Source organism: Streptomyces sp. RK9, from assembly GCF_045070545.1.
Lineage (GTDB): Bacteria > Actinomycetota > Actinomycetes > Streptomycetales > Streptomycetaceae > Streptomyces > Streptomyces alboflavus.
Map to the genome: position 1 here is coordinate 2,156,484 of NZ_CP173704.1, position 24,328 is coordinate 2,180,811.

Genomic DNA, 24,328 nt, shown 5'->3' on the forward strand with positions numbered 1-24,328 from the left:
CCCCTGGGCCTGTTGGTGCCGCAGGGTCGGCACCGATCCTCACGCCGGTCACCGGGACGAAGGAACCTCCACCAAACCCCACTTCGGGACGTCCTGCATCGCGTAGAACGTCCCTGGTGTCGTCCTGAGACGAAGGGGGAGACTCGTGCCGAACGAGAGACTACGAGCCGTCATGGCGGCGGGAGGCTGGACGTACGCCGCACTCGCTCAGCAGGTCGAGGTCGACCCCAAGTCGGTCGAGCGCTGGGTGAACCTCGGGCGCATCCCACGTCGTGCCACTGCCCTCCAGGCGGCCCGAGCCCTGGGAGAAGACGTGCACGCACTCTGGCCGGCGCTCCGCCAGGCCCGCCCAGCCCGCGCCATCAGCCCCGAACTGGTGGCGCTCTACGACCAGCGGGCCGACCTCCCCGTCTCGACGTTCACCGACCTGATGGCCCAGGCGCGGGAACGGATCGACATCCTCGTCTACGCGGCCGTCTTCCTCCACGAGGCATACCCGCGCTTGAACGAACTCCTCACCGAACGCGCCGCCGAAGGCTGCACCATCCGCATCGCGATCGGGGACCCCGACAGCGACAACGTCCAAGTCCGCGGCCAGGAGGAGCGGTTCGGCCACGGCATCGAATCCCGCTGCCGCCTCGCGCTCATGCACTACAGACCCCTCGCCGACACCCCGGGCATCGAAGTCCGCACCCACGGCACCACGCTCTACAACTCCCTGTACCGCGCCGACGACCAGCAACTCGTCAACGCACACGTCTGGGGCGTCAACGCCTACGCCGCCCCCGTATGGCATCTTCGCCAGCACGAGGCAGGCGGCATGTTCGACACCTACGCCGAGAGCTTCGACGTGGTGTGGACGACGGCAACCCCCGTACGAGAGGAAGGCTGACCGTGGTCCGCACCGAGTACTACGACGACCCGAACGCGCCTAAGCCGAACAGCATGGTCGTCGCCGCATCCGCCGTCGTCACCGACGATCACGGTCGCATCCTCCTCCAGCGCCGCCGCGACAACGACCTGTGGGCGCTGCCCGGCGGAGGAATGGACCTCACCGACTCCCTGCCAGGCACGGCCGTCCGCGAAGTCAAGGAAGAGACCGGCCTGAACGTCGAGATCACCGGCCTGGTCGGCACCTACACCGACCCGAAACACATCATCGCCTACACCGACGGAGAGGTCCGCCGCCAGTTCAACGTCTGTTTCACCGCCCGCATCACCGGCGGCCAACTGGAGATCTCCGACGAGTCCACCGAACTCCGGTTCGTGCCGCCGGAAGAGATCGAGCAGATGCCGATGCACCACACCCAACGGCTCAGGCTCCAGCACTTCCTGGAACAGCGCGAGAAGCCGTACCTGGGCTGAACCAACTGACGGCAGTGGCGACGGCAACAACCCCGGAAAACCACGCACCTCACCGGACCAGCAAACCGCACTTGACCTGCGAAAAAGTAGGTAGAGGCAGCAGCGTAGCCAACGCCTGATAGGGGGTAGCCCTGGAGAACGGTGATATTGAGGAAGATGGCGTTCGTGATCTGATCAATGAATCAGGAAACGCGAACGGCTGCCGTATTGCCTGCCCTGCGTCAGAAGGTAGGGTGGAGTCGTCTCGCGACTTTCACAGGGAAAGAGCAATAAGGAATGGTAGCTAATGGTCCTGTGGTTTCATTCCTGGCGAAAATCGAGCATGGATGTCTGATCTTGCGGGATGCAGGAAGTGACGATGACGTCAGCGACTGGGATCCGGTCTTGAGCAGCTGGTATCGAGAGGGCAGCTCACTGATCTTCGGCGTTCAGGCCGGTGTTGACGGTCCTGTCGAATGTGAGGTGTGGAAGTCGGCTCCGTCTTCCACGCCGACTGCGAACCTCTTTGAAGTGTCACTCCCGTGTCCATCCGGATGGCTCGTACTGCACGACCCGAATGATTACGCTCGAATGCAATTCACGGGATTCCGTGGCTCTGTGATCTGTTCGGTAATGGTGGATGATCCACAGTTTCCGTCAAAGGTCCAGATCGTGTTGAGAGAAGAGGGTAGGTAGCTCTTGACGCTCGCGGGAACGGGGAGGCGATGCTCGGTGGTCTCACCCGTTTCTCGCGTGCGGCGCGAGGGCGTCATTCCGCTGGGGGATACCGACCTTCCCGTGGCCAGCAGGCGTTCTCTCAAGACGGCTGACCCAGGGGAGAGGAGCCATGAGGGCTGCCGTTAGTTCGAGCCGAATGTCGGCGAGATGAAATTCGTGGTGCAATGAATCATTCTCGGCGAAGTTTCGATATTCGGGTCATCCGTTCCGAAGGCGGCCCTGTCGGCACCTTCTCGTCCGGGGTGAGGGAGGGCTGGGATCGCTGATGCCTGCGATTCGATCCGATGCGCTCGGCCGAGATCTTCTCGGGGCGCTTGTCGCGTCCGGGTGGAGTGCTGAGCGGGCCGTTGACCCTGACCGGTGGGTGGAGCCGCTGGAGCGTGAGGGGTATCGGGTCCACCCCTTGGCGGAAGAGGTCCTCGCTGTGGTGGGTGGACTCTCGGTCGAGCCGGTCAATCGGGTCGGCCCGAACTTCAGCAATGACGAGCCTTACAACTTCGATCCCCTTGAGGCCGGGGCAGGTCAGCGTGATCTGGCTGTGGAGGTGGAGGGTGTCCTCGGTGGGGACTATTTCCCAATCGGTGAATGGCTCAGTCATTCGAGCGTCTTCCTGGAAGCCGGAGGAAGAGTCGTCGCCGCCGGCATGGGGTGGATCTGGGAGTTGGGGGCGACCTTCGAGGAGTCCCTGGAGTTGGCGGTTTGCGCGAAACGGCCGTTGGTCTGTCTCTACTCGGATCCGGGGCTCGATCCTTGGCCGCCGGTCGTAGCCCTGTGAAGGCGGGTGCAGGCAGGTCAGGCCTGGCTGCTGGGGACGGTGCGGACGCTTACGGCGAGGGCGTTTGTGGCTGTGCAGTAGGGCCTCAGGCGGGTGGTGGCGGTGGGGTCGGTGTGGGGGAGTTCTGTTGCGGGGTACGTGTTCGTCTTCTTGCGTTCGACCGTGTCTCCCGTGATGCGGCCCAGGGGGACCCGGCCCGCCGTGGTGTGCACGTGGAGGTCCCAGACTGTGTGGTCCGCCGTGCCGTGGTGGGACTGGGCTTCGGCGTAGGGGATCGTGAAGTGGAAGTGGGTCGGCGACAGGGTGTGGGCCGGCACGGTGATGTCAGCGGTCGGTGGGGTGTGCGGGGGGCTCGTGGTGCGGGGGGTGAGGGTCACCGTCGTTCCCTCGGGTGGGAGTTGGGCGTGGCCCAGTAGGCGGGCCGTCACCGTGGCCGAGGTCTCGCCGACCAGGACCTGGTCCACCTCCGCGTGCGCCGGACGCAGCCAGGTGCGCACGGCCAGGTAGCCGTCGGATGTGGCGTACGGGATCCAGGAGGTCAGGCCCTCGGGGGTGACGGTCGGGGGGAGGGTAAGGAGGGGGGCCGTTTCGATGAGGTGGGCGCGGAGGCGGGTGCGGGCAGGGGTGCTGCCGGGGGTGTCGTGAAGGGTGATGTAGCAGTCCCAGCGGCCCTCCTGGAGTGTGTGCGCCGCGCGGTCGACCGTGACGATCGACTCCACCACCCCCGGAGCCACGGGGGTCAGGGGTGGCACCGGGACGCGGATCTCGCGGCGTTCGGGGTCCTTGCGTTTGCGGAGGAGGAGGTCGAGGGGGCCTCGGGGGAGGTCGGCGGGGGCGAGGACGACGGCCAGATCGCCGGCCGGGGTGATGCGGGCGGAAGCTGTGAGGGGAGGGGCGGGCAGTGGGGGCTGGGGTGGTGTGGGGCGGTCGGGGCCCGTCAGCGCTCTGCGGACGCGGGTGGTGAGGCGGGGGCGGGACGGGGGCTCGGGGCGCAGGCTCTCGATCAGGTCGAGGTACCGGCGCGCGATCACCGACGGCACGTACGTCGACGCCTTCGTGCGGGCCGCCGCGCCCAGGCGTGTGCGTAGGTCCTGGTCCTTCATCAGGGAACTGAGCGCGTCCGCGTACGCGTCCACCCCACCCGACAGCGGCACGAGCACCCCGTCCTCCCCGTCCGAGATGATCTCCGCAGGGCCGTGCGGGCAGTCCGTCGCGACGACCGGGACGCCGCAGTGCATCGCCTCGACGATGGTCATGCCGAACGACTCCATGTCGGAGGAGACCGCCGCGATCGCGCCCTTGGCCCACTCCGTCTCGATGGGTGCGGCCGGGCCCATCATCAACACCTGGTTGTAGAGGCCGAGTTCGTCGATCCGGCGGCGCAGGCGGGCCCGGTCGGGGCCGCGGCCGTAGAGGCGCAGCGTCCAGTCGGGGTACTCGGCGGACACCTTGGCGAAGGCGGCGATGAGGCGGTCGTACCGCTTCACCGCGACGAGTCGGCCCGCCGCCACGACGATCTTCGAGTCGAGCGGGGACGGGCGGACCGCGGGTGCGGTGACGCCGTTCGGGATGCAGAGGATCTTCGTACGTACGTCGGGGAGTGCCGCCCGGTACAGCGCCGCGTCAGCCTCGGAGACCGTGACGAAGGCGTCCAGGCCCGTGGCGATCGCGGCGTTCTGGTCACCGCGGAGCTGGTCGCCGTGGGCGTCGTAGGAGAGGTGTTCCTGGCCGATGCGGAGATATCCGCGGCGGCTTGATTTCCGTGCTTTTCCGTGGCGTGCGAGGTAGCCGTTGAGGATCGGACGTGTCGCTGTCAGCACGTCCGCGTCGGTCTCACGGAGGTATTCGGCGATGACTTTGTCGTGCAGCGCCGTGTAGCGCAGGCGGCCGAAGTCCACTCCCTTTTCCGGGAACATGCTGTTCGGGAGCCGGGTCAGTTCGTGGTCGCCCTGGTACGCGGGGGAGTCCTCGCGCATCTCGATGAGGGAGCGCAGTCGTACGCGTGGGTCGAAGGGTAACTCCGGTCTCTCCGCGACCCGGTGCACGCTCGTGACCTGCACTTCGTGCCCGGCGGCCGCGAGCGCGCCGGAGAGGTTCGCGGTGGAGCGGATGGTGCCGCCGATTCCGTACGCGTTGTGGAGCAGGAATTCGATCTTCAATTTGTCGGGCCCCTCGGGTCGTCGTCGCCGTGTCGTCGGAGTCGCCGGTGTCACCGTGTCGCCGGTGTCGCCGTGTCGTCGGTTCGTCGTCAGGGCAGGCCTCATCGCCACCGCGACACGGATCTCTTCCGGAGTTCGGTCTTTCCCTGTGTGTGGGGAAAGTGAATTCATGGCGAGGGCTGCGGTGTCAACGCGGGTCATAAAAGGGTGGGAATTCGAGGTTCCGGGGAGCCGGTCGGCGCCGCCTCGCGGGGAGGCGATGGTGGCGCCGACCGCTTCCGGGGACCGGGAGAGCCCCGGAAGGCCAGAGGGCCCGGGACCGGGCCGTGACTCCCTACGTTCGGAGCGTCGGGCGGGGAGGATTGGGCATCGTTGCTGATTTGTCGTGGCGAATGGTTCGTCAGAACACGTGGTGCAGTGGCTACTTCCGGTGCTTCTGTCTGAACTCGTCTTCTCTGTCGGTGTTTGCGTATGTCAAGTGCGAGGCTTGCGTCACAGGGAGGGGGCGCCTGGACTCCCCGTGTGGCGGGCTCCTACGCTTGCCGCTCACTCAGTTTCCGTATCAGGAGTCACCTTTGCTCTACCGAAAGAACATCCTTCGCTTCGGCGTGCCCGCAGCCGTCCTCGCCCTCACGCTCACCGCGTGCGGAGGGGACGACGGCGGTTCGAAGAAGTCGAACAGCAAATCCAACAACGAGGCGCCGGCAGGGAACTCGAAGGAGAAGCCCGCCGGGGACAAGCCGGGCGGCGGCGGCGCGCTCGGCACCGGCAAGAGCGCCACCGGCAAGGTGAAGGAGGGCACCACCCCCGTCACGTACGAAGTCCTCGCGCGGAAGGTCGACGTCGGGACCGAGGCCGACACGCAGAAGCTGGTGCGGGACCCGAAGAAGGCCAAGGGGCTCGTCCCCGCCGTCGCGCACCTGAAGTTCACGCACAAGGGCGGTGGCGTCGTGAAGGAGACGCCCGACGCCGCCGACACCACGGAGATCTGGGCCGACGGCCGGCGCGGGGGCCTCGTCATCGGTGCCTCCGAGGACGCGCCCGGCTGCGACGACCCGCTCGACATCGAGGGCTGGAAGCAGGGCGAGAGCCATGTGCTCTGCGAGACCTACCTCGTGCCCAAGGGCTCCAAGGCCCTTGAGGTCCACTGGGCCGAGAAGGAGGACGGGGAGCCGTACGTCTGGAAGTTCGCCGGCCGGTAGTCGGCGGCCGATGGCCAGGAGCCAGTAGCAGGCGTACGCCCGTGAGCGGGTGAACCACGACGGCGCCGCCCTCGGCAGGGGAGGGGCGGCGCCGTCGTCCCACGGGCCGGAGCGCGCCGCGCTGCCCGTCAGCCGCTTGGCGCGATCTTGGAAACCCCTCCGTCGCAAGGATGACCCCACACCCAGAGGTGGACCCCCCTGACCTGCGGTGATCGCTCTCCGCCTAGCGGAGGTAACTATTCTTCATACCCGCCGTACCAGCCGGACATGCGCACGCGGCCAGCTTTCTTACCTCAATCTGGCTGAACTTTTGTTGATCGAGCCTTAGTTGACCCTTCGGTCGCCTTACCCTTCACAGGGTGAACCAATTGATGTCCCGCGAGTCCGAATCCGAGTCCGTGCCGCCCGGAGATCTGCCCGGCGCGCTGCCAGAAGAGCTGCGCGCCGAACTCGTGGCCTTCCGTCGCGACTTGCACATGCACCCGGAGCTGGGCCACCAGGAGTTCCGCACCACCGCGGCCCTCAAGGCCCGCCTTGAGGCAGCGGGGCTCGAACCCCGCGTCCTGCGCATCGGCACCGGACTCATCTGCGACATCGGAGGCACCCCCGCAGGCACCTCCCGCCCAGCCCGCGCCGACCGCCCAGCCCACGCCGACCGCCCCGCCCGCCCCGTCCTGGCCCTGCGCGCCGACATCGACGCCCTGCCCATCCCCGACACCAAGACAGGCGTGTCCTACCGCTCCACGGTCCCCGACCGCGCCCACGCCTGCGGCCACGACGTGCACACCACCGTCGTCCTCGGCGCCGGACTCGTCCTCGCCGAGCTGGCCAAGCAGGGGCTGCTGCCGCACCCGGTGCGGCTGATCTTCCAGCCCGCCGAGGAGGTCCTGCCCGGCGGTGCCACGGACGCCATCGAGTGCGGCGCGCTCGACGGCGTCGGCCGGATCATCGGCGTGCACTGCGACCCGCGCGTGGACGCGGGCCGCATCGGCCTGCGGCACGGACCCATCACCTCCGCCTGCGACCGCCTGGAGGTCTCGCTCGACGGCCCCGGCGGCCACACCGCACGGCCGCACCTGACGACGGACCTCGTCACCGCCGCCGCCAAGGTCGTCACCGAGGTCCCCGCCCTGGTCGCCCGCCGCATCGACGCCCGCTCGGGCCTCGCCGTCACCTGGGGCCGCATCGAGGCGGGCCACGCCTGCAACGTCATCCCCCAGCACGCCGAGCTGTCCGGCACCATCCGCTGCCTCGACCTCGCGGCCTGGCGGCAGGCCCCCGACCTCGTGCACGCCGCCATCCAGGAGATCGCCGACCTCTACCGCGCCAAGTCGGAGATCAACTACGTCCGCGGCGTCCCGCCCGTCGTCAACGAACCGGTGGTCACGGACCTGCTCCGGGACGCCATGGCCGCCCGGCGCGGGCACGCCTCCGTCGAGGACACCGAGCAGAGCCTCGGCGGCGAGGACTTCTCCTGGTACCTGGAGCGCGTCCCCGGCGCCATGGCCCGGCTCGGCGTCCGCACCCCCGGCGAGCGCGGCATCCGCGATCTGCACCAGGGCGACTTCGACGCCGACGAACACGCGATCACGGTCGGCGTGGAACTCTTCACGGCCGCCGCCCTCATCGACGCCGCCACGCGTTCCGCATAACGGCGCGACCCGTTCCGCACAGTTGACGCGACACGTTCCGCACAACGGGACGACGCGTTCGGTACAGACGACGCGACGCGTTCAGTACAGACGACGCGATGCGTTCGGCACAGACGGCGCGACCCATTCCGCATCAGGGCCACCACCCCCGGCCCCACGCCCGCGTAACTCCCCTTACGCGGGCGTAACCCGTACCGCCCGACACCACCCGACCCACCCCGCCACGAATCGATAACGGCCACCGCCGAAACCGTTCCCCTCCCTTTCTACGCGCGTTAATGTGCGCCGAAATCAGCGCCGTCACCGGTGCGTTGGGGAACGTTCGAAACGTAAGGGGTGCGTCCTATGCGTCGGCGTCGAGTATCGAGGATTTCCCAAGTGGCCGTGACGGTGGCGACGTTCGCCCTCGTGGCCTCCGCGTGCGGCGGCACCAGCAGCGATGCCGCCAAGGACGACGACGGGGGGAAGAAGGGCGACGGGACGTACGGCGGCAAGGGCATCGGCCTCGCGTACGACATCGGCGGCCGGGGCGACCAGTCCTTCAACGACGCCGCGTTCACCGGCTACGAGCGGGCTCGCAAGGACCTGAAGATCGGCGGCATCGCCATGGAGCCGGGCGACGGCGAGTCCAGCGCCGACAAGACCCAGCGCATCGAGACCCTGGCCCGGCAGGGCTACAACCCGGTGATCGGCGTCGGATTCGTGTACGCGCCCGCCGTTCAGGAAGTCGCGAAGAAGTACCCGAAGATCACTTTCGGGATCGTCGACGACGACACCGTCAAGGCCGACAACGTGGCGGATCTCGTATTCCACGAGGAACAGGGTTCGTATCTCGCAGGAGTCGCCGCGGCGAAGGCGACCAAGGTCAAACACGTCGGATTCATCGGGGGCGTGGACATCCCGATCATCCACAAATTCGAGGCCGGCTTCGTGCAGGGCGTGAAGTCCGTCGACCCGAAGATCAAAATCGAGAAGCGGTATCTGACGGAGAAGCCCGAGGAGGGCGGATTCGCCAGCCCCGACAAGGGGCAGGACGCGGCGAGCGGGCAGCTCGAAGCCGGGGCCGACGTGCTCTACCACGCGGCCGGACTCTCCGGGCAGGGCGTGATCCAGGAGGCCGGGTCGCAGAAGAAATGGGCGATCGGCGTCGACTCCGACCAGTACAAGCAGAAGGCGCTCGCCAAGTACAAGAAGTACATCCTCGGCTCCGCCCTGAAGGACGTCGGCGGCGCCGTCTACGACCTCACCAAGTCCGTCGTCGAGGGCAAGCCGATGACCGGCACCCAGCGCTACGACCTCAAGTCGGGCCGCGTCGGCTTCTCCGACGCCAACCCGGCGTACCGGGACATGAAGGACGTCGTGGCCGCCGTCGAGAAGGCCAAGAAGGACATCGTCGACGGCAAGGTGACGGTCAAGACCCGGCCTTGATCCGGGTTTTGTGTGGTGTGTCCGACGTCGTACGTATAACGGCGTCGGGCACCCGTCCTCGAGTCGTACGTATAACCCGTTGGGCCCCGGTGAATCCGTCGCAGTTCAGGCCTCCGATGGCCGCCGCACCGGGCCGTCACCCGCCCGACGCCTGGTGGCCACAGCTCGATAACGGACCGGACAGAAGGGTTCTTATGTCAGGTCTACGCGCGTTACGCTGCGGCGAAATCAGCGCCGGGTGAGGCGCACTGCACGTACGTGGCTCGTCGTGTGTCCCCAGGTCCGTGAAGCCGCGTCCGTACTCACGTCCTTGTACATAAGGAGTTCGTCTCTATGCGCCGGGTGTCCCGAATAGCGCTCGCGTCTGCCGCGACCGCCGCTCTCGCCGTTTCCGCCACCGCCTGCGGCGGTACCTCCAGCGACGCCGCCAAGACCGACGACGGCAAGAGCAAGGGTGTCGCGATCGCGTACGACATCGGCGGCGCCGGCGACCAGTCGTTCAACGACGCCGCCACCGCGGGCATGGACCGCGCCTCCAAGGAGCTCAAGGTCGGCAAGAAGGCCGTCGAGCCCACGGACGGCGAGTCCGACGCCGACAAGGTCCAGCGCCTCACCGAGCTGGCCAAGCAGGGCTACAACCCGGTCATCGGGGTCGGCTACGCCTACGCGCCGGCCATCAAGGAGGTCGCGGCCAAGAACCCGGACGTCACCTTCGGCATCGTCGACGACGCCACCATCAAGGCCAAGAACGTCGCCGACCTGGTCTTCAACGAGGAGCAGTCCTCGTACCTGGCCGGTGTCGCCGCGGCGAAGGCCACCAAGACCAAGACCGTCGGCTTCATCGGCGGTGTCGACAACCCGCTGATCCGCAAGTTCGAGGCGGGCTTCGTCCAGGGCGTCCAGGACACCGACAAGTCGGTCAAGGTCAAGCGCCAGTTCCTCACCGAGAAGGCCGAGGACGGCGGCTTCTCCAGCCCGGACAAGGGCAAGGAGGCGGCCAGCGGTCAGATCGAGGGCGACGCCGACGTGGTCTACCACGCCGCCGGTCTCTCCGGTCAGGGCGTCATCGAGGCCGCCGCCGCCAAGAAGGTCTGGGCGATCGGCGTCGACTCCGACCAGTACAAGCAGAAGGCGCTCGACAAGTACAAGAAGTACATCCTCACCTCGGCCACCAAGGACGTCGCCGGAGCGGTGTACAACCTGGTGAAGTCGGTGAAGGATGACAACGCCGAGGGCGGCGTCGTGCGCGCGGACCTCAAGTCGGGCGGTGTCGGCCTCGCCGACTCCAACCCCGAGTTCACCAAGATGAAGGACCTGCAGGCCGCCCTGAAGAAGGCCGAGCAGGGCATCACCAGCGGCAAGATCAAGGTCAAGACGGCGCTGTAATGGTGCCGTTACGGCAGCGGAACGGGGTGTGAGGACACTGGCGAAGGCGGCCTCCTCGCGCCCCGTTCGCGCGGCCAGGGCCTCAACCACCGCGCCCGGCACCCCAGTTGACGGAGTACGACCGCCGGACGGCGTCGTACGCCGTGAGCTCGGGCGGTCGTCCGGTGGCCACTGAGGCGTGAAGCAGGGGCACACACCGCGTGTGCGGGTCCGGCCCCTTTCCTTAAGTCCTTCAGGAGAGTGCGCCATCGACGCGTCCACCAGCCCTCCGCCCGCAGACCGCCCCGCAGCCTGTGCCGTCGAACTCGTCGGCATCACCAAGCGGTTCCCGGGCGTCGTGGCCAACCACGACATCCACCTCAGTGTCCGCAAGGGCACCGTCCACGCCCTCGTCGGCGAGAACGGCGCCGGCAAGTCGACGCTGATGAAGATCCTCTACGGCATGCAGAAGCCGGACGAGGGCACCATCGCCGTGGACGGCGACAAGGTCGCCTTCAACAGCCCCGCGGACGCCATCAGCCGCGGCATCGGCATGGTCCACCAGCACTTCATGCTGGCCGACCAGCTGACCGTCCTGGAGAACATCGTGCTCGGCAGCGAGAAGCTGTACGGCATCGGTGCCGGGGCCCGCCGCAAGATCGTGGAGATCTCCGACCGCTACGGCCTCGGCGTGCGCCCCGACGTCTACGTCGAGGACCTCGGCGTCGCCGACCGCCAGCGCGTGGAGATCCTCAAGGTCCTCTACCGCGGCGCCACCACGCTGATCCTCGACGAGCCCACGGCCGTGCTCGTGCCGCAGGAGGTCGACGCGCTCTTCGACAACCTGCGCGAGCTCAAGTCCGAGGGCCTGTCCGTCATCTTCATCTCGCACAAGCTCGGCGAGGTCCTCTCCGTCGCCGACGACATCACCGTCATCCGGCGCGGCACGACGGTCGGCACGGCCGTCCCGTCCGAGACCACCCCGCGCCAGCTCGCCGAGCTGATGGTGGGCAGCGAGCTGCCGACGCCGGAGACCGCGGAGTCCACGGTCACCGACCGGCCGATGATCCAGGTCGAGGGCCTGAAGCTGCTCGCCGATGGCGAGTCGGGCCGCGCCCTCCTCGACGACATCTCCTTCACCATCCACGAGGGCGAGGTGCTCGGCCTCGCGGGCGTGGAGGGCAACGGCCAGACCGAGCTCATCGACGCCCTCATCGGCCTCAAGCACGCCGACTCCGGCGTCATCCGCATGTCCGGCGAGGACGTCACCGACTGGGCCACCCGCAGGCGGCGCGAGGGCGGCGTCGGCTACATCCCCGAGGACCGCCACCGCCACGGCCTGCTCCTGGACGCCCCGCTCTGGGAGAACCGCATCCTCGGCCACGTCACCGAGAAGCCCAACAGCCGCGGCTTCTGGCTCGACACCAAGGGCGCGCAGGCCGACACCCGGCGCATCGTCGAGGAGTACGACGTCCGTACGCCCGGCATCGACGTCACCGCGGCCTCCCTGTCCGGCGGCAACCAGCAGAAGCTGATCGTCGGCCGCGAGATGAGCCACAAGCCGCGCTTCCTCATCGCCGCGCACCCGACCCGCGGCGTGGACGTCGGCGCGCAGGCGCAGATCTGGGACCAGATCCGCGAGGCGCGCCGCGAGGGCCTCGCGGTGCTGCTCATCTCCGCCGACCTGGACGAGCTGATCGGCCTGTCCGACACCCTCCGCGTGATCTACCGGGGCCGGCTCGTCGCGGACGCCGACCCGGCGACGGTCACCCCGGAGGAGCTGGGCTCGGCGATGACGGGCGCGGCCTCCGGACACCTGGAGCACGTCGAGGACGGCGAGGCCGCGGACGCCGGGTCCGCCGCCGACGCCCCCGCCGACGCAACCGAAGAAGCCGCCCCGGAGGACGAGGCCCGATGAAGAAGTTCGACAAGGAGCGGGTGCTCCTCGCGGTGGCCGGTCCGGTCATCGCGCTCATCGCGGCCGTCGCCCTGACGTCGGTCGTGCTGCTCGCCTCGGGCAAGAGCCCGATCGAGCCGTACAGCCTGATGTTCGAGCAGGCCGGGTTCTCCGACGTCCAGGTCCTGATCATCAACCAGGCCGGGATGTACTACCTGGCGGCTCTCGCGGTGGCCATCGGCTTCCGCATGAACCTGTTCAACATCGGTGTGGACGGCCAGTACCGGCTCGCCGCGATGGTCACGGCCGTCGTCGGCGCGCACGTCTCGCTGCCGTCCGGCCTGCAGATCCCGCTGCTCATCCTGGTCGCGATGCTGACCGGCGCGTTCTGGGCGGGCATCGCGGGCATCCTGAAGACCACCCGGGGCGTCAGCGAGGTGGTCGCCACGATCATGCTCAACGCCATCGCGACGAGCGTCATCGGCTACCTCACCCTCACCGAGAACTTCGGCGTCCCGGTGGGCAACAACCAGACCACCGGCGTCATGCACAAGTCCGGCTGGTTCCCCGGCATCTCCATGGGCGACTCCGGCGAGATCTACGGCTTCGTGGTCATCGCGGCCCTCGGCGGCGTCCTGTACTGGCTGGTCCTGAACCGCACCCGCTTCGGCTTCGACCTGCGCGCCACCGGCGCCTCGCAGTCGGCGGCCGCCGCCTCCGGTGTGAACGCCAAGCGCATGGTGCTCACCGCCATGATCATCTCGGGCGCGGTCGCGGGCCTCGCGGGCATGCCGATCCTCCTCGGCGACGTCCACACCTACAGCCTGAGCTTCCCCACCGGCCTCGGCTTCACCGGCATCACCATCGCCCTGCTCGGCCGCAACAACCCGGTCGGCATCGCCTTCGCCGCCCTGCTCATCGCCTTCCTCGACAAGGCGTCGCCCGCTCTCGACTACGCCCAGCCGGTGGCGTACGACAAGGAGATCGCGGTGATCATGCAGGGCCTCATCGTGATCGCGGTCGTCGTCTCCTACGAGGCGGTACGCCGCTGGGGCCTGCGCCGCCAGCAGCAGCGCGTCGGTGAGGAACTGGCCGCCGCGGCCCGTGCCGCCGGTGCCGACAACGGCAACAACGGCAACAACGGCAACAACGACACCGTGAAGGAGGTGGCTGCCCGATGAGCACGGCAACCGTCACCAAGGCCGCGCCCGCCGCTCCCCAGCCGGGCCGCCGCCGGATCTCGCTCCCCGTCCTGCTCCTGATCATCGCGGGCGTCCTGGTCCTGACCTCCGTGGTCCGGCTCATCACCGACGCCCACGGCATCACCTCCACCGGCCAGATGTCCGGCGCCCTGCGCCTGGCGGTGCCGATCGGCCTCGCGGGCCTCGGCGGTCTGTGGGCCGAGCGCGCGGGCGTCGTCAACATCGGCCTCGAGGGCATGCTGATCCTCGGCACCTGGTTCGGCGCCTGGGCGGGCTACCAGTGGGGGCCGTGGGTCGGCATCGTCTTCGGCGTGCTCGGCGGGGCGCTCGGCGGCCTGCTGCACGCCATCGTCACGGTCACCTTCAACGTCAACCACATCGTCTCCGGTGTGGCCCTGAACATCCTCGCCCTCGGCACCACGCGCTACCTCTCCACCTTCGCCTTCGAGGGCGAGGAGGGCGGTACGTCGAAGCAGTCGCCCGGCGTCGAGTCCCTCGGCAAGTTCTCCGTGCCGGGGCTCTCGGACTGGCTGCACGACCTCAACCAGAAGCACTGGTTCCTGGTGTCCGACATCGCGGGCCTGCTCGGCGGTCTGCTCACCGACGTGTCGCCGCTGACCCTCATCGCCGTCGCGATGGTGCCGCTCAGCTGGTTCATCCTCTGGCGCACGGCGTTCGGCCTGCGCCTGCGCTCCTGCGGCGAGAACCCGATCGCGGCGGAGTCCCTCGGCGTCAACGTCTACAAGTACAAGTACCTGGCCGTCATCATCTCCGGCGGCCTCGCGGGCCTCGGCGGCGCGTTCCTGTCCCTGGTCGCCTCCAACATCTACCTGGAGGGCCAGACCGGGCAGCGCGGCTACATCGGCCTCGCCGCCATGATCTTCGGCAACTGGATGCCAGGCGGACTCGCGCTCGGCGCCGGCCTGTTCGGTTACACCGACAGCCTGAAGCTGCGGGGCGGCGGCACGAATGTCCACGCCCTGCTGCTCCTGATCGCCATCCTTCTCCTCATCGGCGCGGCCTACCTGATCTGGCGCAAGCGCTACGTCCCCGCGGTGATCACCGCGGCGGCGTCGGCGCTGATGTTCCTCTGGTACGGCCTCACCGACGAGGTGCCGAACCAGGTCGTCACCGCCACGCCGTACGTCGTCACGCTGCTGGTGCTCTCGCTCTCCGCCCAGCGCCTGCGGATGCCGAAGGCGGACGGGATGCCGTACCGGAAGGGACAAGGGAAATGACGCACTCTGCCGAGGGGCGGGGACGGTGACCGCCGCCGCGGACGTCGACTGGGACGACCTGCGGGATGCCGCGCGCGCGGCCATGTCCCGCGCGTACGCGCCCTACTCGGGCTTCCCGGTCGGCGCCGCGGCCCGCGCCGACGACGGCCGCACCGTCACCGGCTGCAACGTCGAGAACGCCTCGTACGGCCTCGGCCTGTGCGCCGAGTGCGGCCTGATCTCGCAGCTCCAGCTGACCGGCGGCGGCCGCCTCACGCACTTCACCTGCGTGGACGGCAAGGGCGACATCCTGATGCCGTGCGGCCGGTGCCGTCAGCTCCTGTACGAGTTCGGCGGTCCTGGGCTGCTGCTTGAGACGTCGGCCGGGGTGCGGTCGCTCGGTGAGATGCTGCCGGACGCGTTCGGGCCCGAGCACCTGAACTGAGCCCAACCTGACAGGGCCCCCGCCGAGTTGGCGGGGGCCCTGCCGCTTCCTTGCTCTATGCGCGTAGAGTCGTGCGGACGCACGTCGGTCACTGACGACCGGCACCGCCGGAAGGGAATTGCCGCCATGGACGTAATCTCCGTCATCCGTACGAAGCGGGACCGGGGCGAACTGAGCGACGAGCAGATCGACTGGGTCATCGACGCGTACACGCACGGCGCCGTCGCCGACGAGCAGATGTCGGCCCTGGCCATGGCGATCCTCCTGAACGGCATGAACCGCCGTGAGATCGCCCGCTGGACGGCGGCGATGATCGCCTCCGGCGAGCGCATGGACTTCTCCTCGCTGTCCCGCCCCACCGCCGACAAGCACTCCACGGGCGGCGTGGGCGACAAGATCACGCTGCCGCTCGCGCCGCTGGTCGCGGCCTGCGGCGCGGCCGTGCCGCAGCTGTCCGGGCGCGGGCTCGGCCACACCGGCGGCACCCTCGACAAGCTGGAGTCGATCCCCGGCTGGCGGGCGCTGCTCTCCAACGAGGAGATGCTGGACGTCCTGAACGGCGCGGGCTCCGTCATCTGCGCGGCGGGCGACGGTCTGGCCCCCGCCGACAAGAAGCTGTACGCCCTCCGCGACGTGACCGGCACCGTCGAGGCGATCCCGCTCATCGCCTCCTCCATCATGTCCAAGAAGATCGCCGAGGGTACGGGTTCGCTGGTCCTGGACGTGAAGGTGGGCTCCGGCGCCTTCATGAAGACCCTGGACGACGCCCGCGAACTGGCCTCCACGATGGTCGGCCTCGGCACCGACCACGGCGTCCGCACGGTCGCCCTCCTCACCGACATGTCGACGCCCCTCGGCCTGACCGCGGGCAACGCCCTCGAAGTCCGCGAGTCCGTCGAGGTCCTGGCGGGCGGTGGGCCCGCCGACGTCGTCGACCTCACCCTCGCCCTGGCCCGCGAGATGCTCGACGCGGCGGGGCTGCCGGACGCGGACCCCGCGAAGGCGCTCGCCGACGGCTCCGCGATGGACGTCTGGCGCCGGATGATCTCCGCCCAGGGCGGCGACCCGGACGCGGAGCTCCCCGAGGCCCGCGAGACGCACACCGTCACGGCGCCCTCTTCCGGTGTGCTCACCCGCCTCGACGCGTACGACATCGGCGTCGCCGCATGGCGTCTCGGCGCCGGGCGGGCCCGCAAGGAGGACCCCGTCCAGGCGGGCGCGGGCGTCGTCCTGCACGCCAAGCCGGGCGACTCCGTCGTGGCGGGCCAGCCCCTCCTCACCCTCCACACGGACACCCCCGAGCGCTTCGAGTACGCCCTGGAGGCCCTGAACTCCACGTACGACGTGTCCCCGACGGGAACGGACTTCTCCCCCCGCCCCACGATCCTGGACCGCATCAGCTGACCCCAGGCGCCGCCACCACCCCAGGGGGCTCCGCCCCCGGCCCCCCATCGGCCTGAACGGCCTCGTCCTCAATCGCCGGACGGGCTGTCTCCCCACCCACCCGCCCCTTTTCCGCCCTTCGGGCGGGGGAGGGGCGGGGTGCTCCTCTCGGGCGGAGGGCGGGTGGGGGCAACGCCCCACTCGCCTGCGCCGGGTGGGCAACGGCCCGCCCACCCCCGCCGGGTGGGCAACGGCCCGCCCACCCCCGCCGGGTGGGCAACGGCCCGCCCACCCCCGCCGGGTGGGCAACGGCCCGCCCACCCCCGCCGGGTGGGCAACGGCCCGCCCACCCCCGCCGGGAGGGCAACGCCCCGCCCACCCCCCCGCCCGGAGGGCGGATAAGGGTGGGTGGGTGGGGAAAGCCCGTCCGGCGATTGAGGACGAGGCGCGGAGCGCCGATCGGGGCGGACCACTCCCAGCCGCACGGGAGTCCCACCAAGGCGAGCGCCCGCCCACGTCCCTCAAGGCGAGACGCCCGCTTGTTCCGGGAGCAGCTTCCCCCTCCTGCTCAGCAGGAACTTCTTGAAGGCGGCCACCGGCGCCGTGTCGGGGTGGCCCTCCAACCAGGCCACCCCGATCTCGCGGACGGCCCGCTGCCCGGTGACGGTGAGTTCGACGACGCCGGGCCGGGCCACGGCGGGGGGCGGGAGGAGGGCCACGCCGAGTCCGGCGGCGACCAACCCGCGTAGGGTCTCCGCTTCCTCGCCCTCGAAGGCGATCCGAGGCCGGAACCCGGCATCGGCGCACAGATCGTCGGTGATGCGCCGCAGGCCGTACCCGGGTTCGAGGGTCACGAAGGCCTCGTCGGCGGCCTCGGAGAGCCGGACGCGCTTGCGCGAGGCGAGCCGGTGGTCGTCGGGGACGACGAGCCGCAGCCGCTGCTCGTCGAGGCGCCGGGCCACGAGCCCGGGAGCGTCGGGGACGGGGGAGGTGAGACAGAGGTCGAGCTCCCCGGCCCGCAGCCGCTCCAGCATGGCCTCGCCATAGTTCTGCACGAGACTGAACCGCACCCGAGGATGATCCGCGCGAAAGGCCCGGATGAGCCCGGGCACGGTCTCGGACCCCATGGTGTGCAGGAACCCGAACGCCACCTTCCCGCCGGCCGGATCCGCGTCGGCCCGCACGGACTCCGCGGCCCGCCCCACCTCCGCGAGGGCCCGCTCGGCGGAGGCGAGGAAGGTCCGCCCGGCGGGCGTCAGCGACACCGTACGACCGTGCCGGGCGAACAGGTCGACGCCCAGGTCCTGTTCGAGCCGCACCAGCGCGCGCGACAACGTGGACTGCGGCACCCCCAGCTCCCGCGCGGCCCGCGTGACGTGCTCGGTCCGGGCGACCCCGGCGAAGTACGCGAGCCGCGGAGCGAGCAGCCGCACGATGTGAGCTGTGTCCTCTGTGTCACTGTTCTGCGACAGGCGAGCGCCTGACCTCTGCTGATGCTGCATGGGAACGATTATGGCGATTCCATGCATTGGACGCATGAGAATCGTGGTCGTACGTTCGTGGCATGCCTCCTGCCAGTAGCGGGGCGTCCGCCACCCACGCGGTCGCCCTCACCCCGTCGTCCCCCGACTCCAAGTCCCCCGCATCCACCACCCCGCACGACACGCGCATGGCACCGGGAGGCCCCGGCTTTCGCCGCATGAGCTTCGCCCTCTTCCTGGCGGGCGTCGCCACCTTCGCGCTCCTGTACTCCACCCAGGCCCTGCTCCCGCTGATCTCCGCCGACCTCGGCGTGAGCGCGTCCACGGCGAGCTGGACGGTGTCGGCGGCGACCGGCGCGCTCGCCCTGTTCGTGCTTCCGCTGAGCGCCCTGTCGGAGCGGTTCGGGCGGCGCACGCTGATGACGGTCTCGCTGACGGTGGCCGTCGCCGTGGGCCTGCTGGTCCCGTTCGCGCCGAACATCGGCGTCCTGATCGCGCTGCGCGCCGTGCAGGGCGCCGCGCTCGCCGGACTCCCGGCGTCCGCGATGGCCTACCTCGCGGAGGAGGTCCGCCCCAAGGCGCTGGTCGCCGCGATCGGCATGTTCGTCGCGGGCAACTCCATCGGCGGCATGAGCGGCCGCATCGTCACGGGCTGGGCCGCGCAGGCCTGGGGCTGGCGCTGGGCGCTCGCCGTGGTCGGCCTGCTCGCGGTGGCGGGCGCGCTCGCCTTCCGCGCCCTGCTGCCCGCCCCGCGCCACTTCACGCCGGGCACGCTCAGCCCCAAGTCGCTGGCCCGCACGGTCCGTTCGCACCTGTCGAACCCGCTCCTGTGCCGCCTGTACGCGATCGGCGCGCTGTTCATGACCGTCTTCGGCGCCGTCTACACGGTGATCGGCTACCGCCTCACCGAGGGCCCGTTCTCGCTCCCGCAGGGCGTCATCGGCTCGATCTTCCTCGTCTACCTCGTCGGTACGGCGTCGTCGGCGGCGGCCGGGAAGCTGGTGACGCGGCTCGGCAGGCGCGGCGCCCTGTACCTGGCCGTGAGCACCACCGCGGGCGGCCTGCTCCTGTCCCTGTCCACCTCGCTGGTCCTCGTCCTGCTCGGCCTGGTCCTGATCACGGCCGGCTTCTTCGCGGGCCACGCGGTCGCGTCCTCGTCGGTGAGCCGCACGGCCACCACGGGCCGCGCCCAGGCCTCCGCCCTCTACCAGTCCGCGTACTACGTGGGCTCCAGCCTCGGCGGCACCCTCGGCGCGATGGCCTTCCACGCGGGCGGCTGGGGCGGCACGGTCGGCCTCGGCATCCTCGCCGTCCTCGGCGTCGTGTCGATCACGCTGTACGGGAGCCGGGTGGCGCGCGTGGAGCGGGTGACGGCGGCCCGCACCGCCTGACGCCTCCCGCTCCTTACCGCAAACAACCTCTGTGAACTGCCGTTTTCGCCGCTCCGCAGGCCATTGTCAGTGGGCTGCGGTAGCTTCCGAGGTGCTGGGACTTCCGTGGCCGCAAAACGACACGGGCGGACAGGCGCACACGGACACACAGGCACACACACGGGCACGCAGAGGCACAGGGGTGGGTTGGGATGAGTGACAGCGCGACGGTGGAGCTGGACGCGGGCCTGGAGAAGCACCGCACCGAGCTGACGGGGTACTGCTATCGCATGCTGGGCTCGGCCTTCGAGGCCGAGGACGCCGTGCAGGACACGATGGTCCGCGCCTGGCGCAGCTTCGACAAGTTCGAGGGCCGCTCCAGCCTCCGCTCCTGGCTGTACCGCATCGCGACGAACGTCTGCCTGGACATGCTGAACGCGGGCAACCGCCGCGCCCGCCCCATGGACCTCACCGCCTCCACGCCCCTCGCCCAGGCGGCCCTGACCCCCCGCGCGGACAACGTCTGGCTGGAGCCGATACCGGACGGCCGGGTCCTGCCCACCATCGGCGACCCCGCCGAGGCCGCCGTCGCCAAGGAGTCGGTGCGCCTCGCCTTCATCGCCGCCCTGCAGCAACTGCCCGCCAAGCAGCGGGCGGTGCTGATCCTGCGCGAGGTCCTGGCGTGGAAGGCCAGCGAGGTCGCCGAGCTCCTCGGCACGACGGTCGCGTCCGTCAACAGCGCCCTCCAGCGCGCCCGCGCCACCCTCGCCGAGCGCCCGGCCGACGACACGGCGACGTCCGACCCGCTGGACGACGAGCAGCAGAAGCTCCTCGACCGCTACGTCACCGCCTTCGAGGGCTATGACATGGCGGCGCTCACGGCCCTGCTGCACGAAGACGCGATCATGACGATGCCCCCGTTCGACCTGTGGCTGCGCGGCCCGCAGGACATCACGGGCTTCATGTCGACCATGGGCGCCCAGTGCGAGGGCTCCCGGCTGCTGCCCGTCGCGGTCAACGGCACCCCCGGCTTCGCGCAGTACAAGCCCGACCCCGACCAGGGCGGGTACATGCCCTGGGCGATCCAGGTCATCGAGATCTCAGCGGGTCGCGTCGCCGGATTCCACTGCTTCCTCGACACCCAGCGGTGGTTCCCGCTCTTCGGGGTCCCCCTCCACCTCGACGCATAGCTCCGCGAGACCGACCAGCCGGAGCAGCGCCCACAGGGCCGGGGTGGGGCCCCGCAGCAGCAGCCCCACGCCCGCCCTGCGGGCGGCGAGTCTGAGCCGCGCCACCGCCTCCACGGTCACGAGGTCGGCGGTGGTCACCCCGCCGACGTCGCAGACCACCTCGGCGGTGCCGGACGCGAGCAGGACGGAGTGCAGGTCGGCGACGAGCCGCGGTATGTCGTCCTGGCGGACGGGCCCGCTCATGACCAGCAGGTTCGGCGAATGTGCTTGAGAGACTGCCACGTCAGGGGGGACCGCCCGCGCCCCCGGAACTCATCGGTGGTGCCCCGACCCCGGGCGCGCACGGCGCACACGGCACCTCCCCCGTGCCTCCTCGGAGGGGCGAAATCCCCTCCACTTCACCGGATCAGGTGGGACGGCCGTCCCCGGGGCGTAGCGCGACAGGGCCATGGGCACGGTCCGCATCGGCGTGGGGTTCCACGCCGTCCGCGGACGAGAGGGATGGCCCCTCATGCAGCAGGACGACCTGTACGAACCCCCGGCCATGGTGGAAGTCGGCGACTTCGCCGAACTGATCCGCGGCGAGGCCCTGGGCGCGTTCCACGAGGGCGGCATGCCGCCCTACGAGTGGTATCTCGGCCCCAACTGACCGCGGACCGACAGCACATGACGGGTGACGTGCCATGAGCGGTGACGTGTGGTTCACGATCCTTCCGGACGGTGAATCCGGCGCGGCCGCGGCGCGCGTCCTGCGCCCGCGCGCCACCGACACCGTCGCACACCCCTCCGGCCGGCCCTGGCTGCTCGGCAGTTGGCCGGACGGACACGTGACGGTGGGATCGGCGGGGGCGCGGCGCGTCGCGGTGATCGGGCGCTGCCCGGTCACCGCCGACGAGCTGTCCGCGCGGGCGGGACGGCTGCGGGGCGTCGCCGCCGTCGAGGACGTCGAGGCCATCGCCCACGGCCTGACCGGCAGCTTCCACCTCGTCGCCGCCGTCGACGGCGCGGTCCGGGCGCGGGGGAGCGCGTCCGGGGTGCGGCGGCTCTTCCACGCGCGAGTGGCCGGGGCCCGGGTCGCCGCCGACCGGTCGGACCGGCTCGCCGCCGCGATCGGGGCGGCTCCCGACGAGCGGATCCTGGCGGCCCACCTGCTCGCGTCGCCGCTGCCGTACCCGCTGGACGACCGCTGCGTCTGGCGGGGCGTCGAGGCCGTACGGTCCTGCGACAGCCTGCTGATCGACGCGGACGGGCGGGCCCGCACCGGGCGTTGGTGGACCCCGCCGGAGCCGCACCGCGCCTGGCAGGACGGACTGCCCGAGGTGCGCGCCGCGTTGCGTGCCGCCGTGGCCGCCTGCACGGACGGCGGGGGCACCGTCAGCGCGGACCTCTCGGGCGGCCTGGACTCCACCAGCCTGTGCTTCCTGGCCGCCCGCGAGCAGGAGCGGACGCGTCCGCCCGGGGCGAGGCTGGTGACCCTGCGCTGGCGGAGCGTCGACCCGGAGAACGACGACGCGACCTGGGCCGCGCGCGCCGCCGCCCACCTGCCCGACAGCGAGCACGTCACGCCCGACCCCGACCGATGGCCCCTCTGGTACAGCGACTTGGCGGCCCTCACCGGCGACGCCGTCCCCACCGACGAGCCGGGACCGTGGGTGCGCGACGGCGCCAGGATGGCGGAACTCTGCCGCCTCATGACCGGCCGCGGCTCCCGGCTGCACCTGATGGGCGGCGGCGGGGACGAGCTGTTCAGCACGTTCCCGCCCCACCTGCACGACTACGTACGCAGCCATCCGCTGGCCGCGTACGGCCGCATCCGCACCCAGCGCGCCTCCCAGCACTGGCCGCTCGGACCGCTCCTGCGCCAGCTCGCCGACCGCAGGACGTTCGGCCAGTGGCTGACCGCGTGGGCCGAGGGCCTGGGCGTCGCCGAGCCCTCGTCGGCCGCCCTGGTGCGCGGCGCGCCCTCCACGGCGTGGGGCGTGGACCTGCGCATGCCGCCCTGGGCCACCCCCGACGCGGTCCGGGCCGTCCGCGGCCTGCTCCTGGAGGCGGCCGAGACCGCGGAGACCGCCGAACCCCTCGCGCCCCAGCGCGGCCAGCACACGGCGCTCGCGTGCGTCCGCACCGGCGGGCGCGGCCTGCGCCAACTGGACCAGGTCACCTCAGCCCGCGGCCTCGGGCAGGCCGCGCCCTTCCTCGACGACCAGGTGATCGAGGCGGCCCTCGCCATCCGCGTGGCCGAGCGCAGCACCCCCGGCCGGTACAAGCCGGTGCTCGCCGAGGCGGTGCGCGGCACCGTGCCCGACGACGTCCTGCGCCGCCACACCAAGGGCGAGTACAGCACCGACTTCCACGCGGCCCTGCGCCACAACCGCGCCGCCCTGGTCGAGTTGTTCGACGACTCGTGGCTCGCCCGCGCCGGACTGATCGACGACGCGGCCGTCCGCGCGTCCCTCCTGGGCGTTCACCCCATCCCGGAGGGCCTGCGCTCCCTCAGCTCCAGCCTGGGCACGGAGATCTGGTTCCGCGCGGCCACCAAGCGCGCGGGTAGGCCGGGCCCGGCGCCCGAGACGATCCCCGAAGGCGCCGACTGATCCTCGAAGGTCCCGACTGACCCTCGAAGGCGCGGAGTCCCACCCGCACCCGGAACCTGGCTCAGCGCAGCGTCTTACCGAAGCCGGAGGCCAACGGCATCCGTAACCCCAGCGGCGGCGGCGCGGCCAACGCGTCCTCGACCGGCCGCGCGTACCGATGCCCGAACAACGCCCCCTGCACGAAGTTCGCGGCCAGCGCCTGCACCTCGGCGTGATGCTGACTCAGCCGGTGCCCGTCCGAGTGCACCTCGAACCGACACACATCCCGGTTCGCCTTCTTCGCCCGCTCGGCGAGCCGGAACGACAACTCGGGATCGGTCCGCTCGTCATTCGTGCCGTGCACGATCATCACCTGCCGCCCGGCCAGCTGCTTCACCGGCTCTGGCGGCGCGGCCACATCGTCCTCGGGCAGCCAAGGGGCCAGCGCCAGAACGGAGTTGACGGCGGTGTGCGCGGCGGCCCGCAGCGCGGCCCGCCCGCCCATGTCGACACCGACGAGACACACGGGCACATCGCCGTAGCGCCGCACGACCTCGTCGGCGGCCCACTCGGCGTCCCGCGCGAGCTGCGCCTCCGCCCCGTTCCAGCCGCCGACCCGATAGTGCACGACGTGCACGGCGAGCCCGTCGGCCCGCCCGGCCCGGGCGAGGTGCCGCCCGAGGGAACGTATCGCCGCGGCGGCGAAGGGGAACGGCTTGCGGGCGGACGTCTCGTGGCCACCGGGAAGAAGCAGTGCCACCGCGCCCACCGTCGAGGGGCGCGTGCCGACCACACGCCCGAGCCTGGCCGTGCGCACGGGACGGGACGTCGCTTGCTGTGCCATGGCAGAACAGTGTCAGAAGTCATGGTGTATGCCACCTGTCCGCAGGGTCACTGTTACATATCG

At 70.4% G+C, this 24,328-nt stretch carries 20 protein-coding genes; 16 read left to right on the top strand and 4 right to left on the bottom strand.

All coding sequences use genetic code 11. The features are described 5' to 3' along the window. Positions 1-172: 172 nt before the first annotated feature. The 3 genes from AB6L24_RS29930 to AB6L24_RS29940 all read left to right on the top strand — a co-directional run bounded on the left by AB6L24_RS29930 (position 173) and on the right by AB6L24_RS29940 (position 2,857). Positions 173-892, top strand: coding sequence for an XRE family transcriptional regulator (locus AB6L24_RS29930; protein ID WP_405663426.1), 720 nt, complete (start codon positions 173-175; stop codon positions 890-892). Positions 893-894: 2 nt separating this feature from the next. Further along, entirely contained in the window at positions 895-1,365 is a 471-nt protein-coding gene (locus AB6L24_RS29935) for an NUDIX domain-containing protein (RefSeq protein ID WP_405660389.1), read from the top strand. 982 nt (positions 1,366-2,347) lie between these two features. After that, positions 2,348-2,857: an SUKH-3 domain-containing protein gene (locus AB6L24_RS29940; RefSeq protein ID WP_405660391.1), complete on the top strand. Its 510-nt coding sequence runs from the start codon at positions 2,348-2,350 to the stop codon at positions 2,855-2,857. Between the two features lie 17 nt (positions 2,858-2,874). On the opposite strand, the gene AB6L24_RS29945 is transcribed toward AB6L24_RS29940, so the two are convergent. Continuing rightward, positions 2,875-5,016 carry a glycosyltransferase family 4 protein gene (locus AB6L24_RS29945; RefSeq protein WP_405660393.1) on the bottom strand — a complete coding sequence of 714 codons (2,142 nt, stop codon included), beginning with the start codon at positions 5,014-5,016 and terminating at the stop codon, positions 2,875-2,877. Positions 5,017-5,591: 575 nt separating this feature from the next. On the opposite strand from AB6L24_RS29945, the gene AB6L24_RS29950 reads away from it, so the two are divergent. The 9 genes from AB6L24_RS29950 to AB6L24_RS29990 all read left to right on the top strand — a co-directional run bounded on the left by AB6L24_RS29950 (position 5,592) and on the right by AB6L24_RS29990 (position 16,828). Beyond that, positions 5,592-6,218, top strand: a complete 627-nt coding sequence (locus AB6L24_RS29950) for a hypothetical protein (RefSeq protein WP_405660395.1) — start codon at positions 5,592-5,594, stop codon at positions 6,216-6,218. Positions 6,219-6,589: 371 nt separating this feature from the next. Continuing rightward, positions 6,590-7,870: an amidohydrolase gene (locus tag AB6L24_RS29955; protein WP_405663429.1), complete on the top strand. Its 1,281-nt coding sequence runs from the start codon at positions 6,590-6,592 to the stop codon at positions 7,868-7,870. Positions 7,871-8,215: 345 nt separating this feature from the next. Beyond that, positions 8,216-9,298, top strand: a complete 1,083-nt coding sequence (locus tag AB6L24_RS29960) for a BMP family protein (RefSeq protein WP_405660398.1) — start codon at positions 8,216-8,218, stop codon at positions 9,296-9,298. 333 nt (positions 9,299-9,631) lie between these two features. After that, positions 9,632-10,684, top strand: coding sequence for a BMP family protein (locus tag AB6L24_RS29965; RefSeq protein ID WP_030363483.1), 1,053 nt, complete (start codon positions 9,632-9,634; stop codon positions 10,682-10,684). A gap of 247 nt (positions 10,685-10,931) precedes the next feature. Next, positions 10,932-12,581 carry an ABC transporter ATP-binding protein gene (locus AB6L24_RS29970; RefSeq protein ID WP_405663430.1) on the top strand — a complete coding sequence of 550 codons (1,650 nt, stop codon included), beginning with the start codon at positions 10,932-10,934 and terminating at the stop codon, positions 12,579-12,581. Further along, entirely contained in the window at positions 12,578-13,741 is a 1,164-nt protein-coding gene (locus AB6L24_RS29975; RefSeq protein ID WP_405660400.1) for an ABC transporter permease, read from the top strand. Before AB6L24_RS29970 ends, AB6L24_RS29975 begins: the two co-directional genes overlap by 4 nt. Beyond that, positions 13,738-15,000, top strand: a complete 1,263-nt coding sequence (locus AB6L24_RS29980) for an ABC transporter permease (RefSeq protein ID WP_030363480.1) — start codon at positions 13,738-13,740, stop codon at positions 14,998-15,000. The genes AB6L24_RS29975 and AB6L24_RS29980 overlap by 4 nt, the downstream gene beginning before the upstream one ends. A gap of 82 nt (positions 15,001-15,082) precedes the next feature. Further along, complete coding sequence (locus AB6L24_RS29985; protein WP_380845074.1) at positions 15,083-15,424, top strand: cytidine deaminase; 342 nt, start codon at positions 15,083-15,085, stop codon at positions 15,422-15,424. A gap of 126 nt (positions 15,425-15,550) precedes the next feature. Then, on the top strand, positions 15,551-16,828 hold the full coding sequence (locus AB6L24_RS29990; protein WP_405660403.1) for a thymidine phosphorylase: 1,278 nt from the start codon (positions 15,551-15,553) through the stop codon (positions 16,826-16,828). 500 nt (positions 16,829-17,328) lie between these two features. Here the strand turns inward: AB6L24_RS29990 and AB6L24_RS29995 are convergent, their stop codons facing one another. Beyond that, positions 17,329-18,309, bottom strand: a complete 981-nt coding sequence (locus AB6L24_RS29995) for a LysR family transcriptional regulator (protein ID WP_405660405.1) — start codon at positions 18,307-18,309, stop codon at positions 17,329-17,331. 62 nt (positions 18,310-18,371) lie between these two features. On the opposite strand from AB6L24_RS29995, the gene AB6L24_RS30000 reads away from it, so the two are divergent. Together AB6L24_RS30000 and AB6L24_RS30005 are read left to right on the top strand one after the other, a co-directional pair. Further along, complete coding sequence (locus tag AB6L24_RS30000) at positions 18,372-19,679, top strand: MFS transporter (protein WP_380844640.1); 1,308 nt, start codon at positions 18,372-18,374, stop codon at positions 19,677-19,679. A gap of 191 nt (positions 19,680-19,870) precedes the next feature. Next, positions 19,871-20,848 (top strand): sigma-70 family RNA polymerase sigma factor, encoded by a 978-nt coding sequence (locus AB6L24_RS30005; RefSeq protein WP_405660407.1) that lies wholly within the window; start codon positions 19,871-19,873, stop codon positions 20,846-20,848. Here the strand turns inward: AB6L24_RS30005 and AB6L24_RS30010 are convergent. Then, positions 20,759-21,091 (bottom strand): STAS domain-containing protein, encoded by a 333-nt coding sequence (locus tag AB6L24_RS30010; RefSeq protein ID WP_405660409.1) that lies wholly within the window; start codon positions 21,089-21,091, stop codon positions 20,759-20,761. The two genes, AB6L24_RS30005 and AB6L24_RS30010, sit on opposite strands and share 90 nt — an antisense overlap. A gap of 268 nt (positions 21,092-21,359) precedes the next feature. Between AB6L24_RS30010 and AB6L24_RS30015 the strand changes: the two genes are divergently transcribed. After that, the gene (locus AB6L24_RS30015; RefSeq protein ID WP_405660411.1) at positions 21,360-21,497 is read left to right on the top strand and encodes a lasso RiPP family leader peptide-containing protein; all 138 of its coding nucleotides are present in this window, start codon (positions 21,360-21,362) and stop codon (positions 21,495-21,497) included. Between the two features lie 34 nt (positions 21,498-21,531). After that, a complete protein-coding gene (locus AB6L24_RS30020; protein ID WP_405660413.1) occupies positions 21,532-23,442 on the top strand; it encodes an asparagine synthase-related protein in 1,911 nt (636 codons plus the stop codon). A 61-nt stretch (positions 23,443-23,503) separates the two neighbouring features. Here AB6L24_RS30020 and AB6L24_RS30025 read toward each other — a convergent pair whose 3' ends face one another. Then, positions 23,504-24,265, bottom strand: coding sequence for an alpha/beta hydrolase (locus AB6L24_RS30025; RefSeq protein WP_405660415.1), 762 nt, complete (start codon positions 24,263-24,265; stop codon positions 23,504-23,506). Between the last annotated feature and the right edge of the window lie 63 nt (positions 24,266-24,328).

Bases quoted from the DNA above. Each gene is read 5' to 3' on its own strand.
- AB6L24_RS29930 (WP_405663426.1), top strand. From the start codon at position 173: ATGGCGGCGGGAGGCTGGACGTACGCCGCACTCGCTCAGCAGGTCGAG.
- AB6L24_RS29940 (WP_405660391.1), top strand. From the start codon at position 2,348: ATGCCTGCGATTCGATCCGATGCGCTCGGCCGAGATCTTCTCGGGGCG.
- AB6L24_RS29955 (WP_405663429.1), top strand. From the start codon at position 6,590: ATGTCCCGCGAGTCCGAATCCGAGTCCGTGCCGCCCGGAGATCTGCCC.
- AB6L24_RS29960 (WP_405660398.1), top strand. From the start codon at position 8,216: ATGCGTCGGCGTCGAGTATCGAGGATTTCCCAAGTGGCCGTGACGGTG.
- AB6L24_RS29965 (WP_030363483.1), top strand. From the start codon at position 9,632: ATGCGCCGGGTGTCCCGAATAGCGCTCGCGTCTGCCGCGACCGCCGCT.
- AB6L24_RS29975 (WP_405660400.1), top strand. From the start codon at position 12,578: ATGAAGAAGTTCGACAAGGAGCGGGTGCTCCTCGCGGTGGCCGGTCCG.
- AB6L24_RS29980 (WP_030363480.1), top strand. From the start codon at position 13,738: ATGAGCACGGCAACCGTCACCAAGGCCGCGCCCGCCGCTCCCCAGCCG.
- AB6L24_RS29985 (WP_380845074.1), top strand. From the start codon at position 15,083: ATGTCCCGCGCGTACGCGCCCTACTCGGGCTTCCCGGTCGGCGCCGCG.
- AB6L24_RS29990 (WP_405660403.1), top strand. From the start codon at position 15,551: ATGGACGTAATCTCCGTCATCCGTACGAAGCGGGACCGGGGCGAACTG.
- AB6L24_RS29995 (WP_405660405.1), bottom strand. From the start codon at position 18,309: ATGCAGCATCAGCAGAGGTCAGGCGCTCGCCTGTCGCAGAACAGTGAC.
- AB6L24_RS30000 (WP_380844640.1), top strand. From the start codon at position 18,372: ATGCCTCCTGCCAGTAGCGGGGCGTCCGCCACCCACGCGGTCGCCCTC.
- AB6L24_RS30005 (WP_405660407.1), top strand. From the start codon at position 19,871: ATGAGTGACAGCGCGACGGTGGAGCTGGACGCGGGCCTGGAGAAGCAC.
- AB6L24_RS30010 (WP_405660409.1), bottom strand. From the start codon at position 21,091: ATGAGCGGGCCCGTCCGCCAGGACGACATACCGCGGCTCGTCGCCGAC.
- AB6L24_RS30015 (WP_405660411.1), top strand. From the start codon at position 21,360: ATGCAGCAGGACGACCTGTACGAACCCCCGGCCATGGTGGAAGTCGGC.
- AB6L24_RS30020 (WP_405660413.1), top strand. From the start codon at position 21,532: ATGAGCGGTGACGTGTGGTTCACGATCCTTCCGGACGGTGAATCCGGC.
- AB6L24_RS30025 (WP_405660415.1), bottom strand. From the start codon at position 24,265: ATGGCACAGCAAGCGACGTCCCGTCCCGTGCGCACGGCCAGGCTCGGG.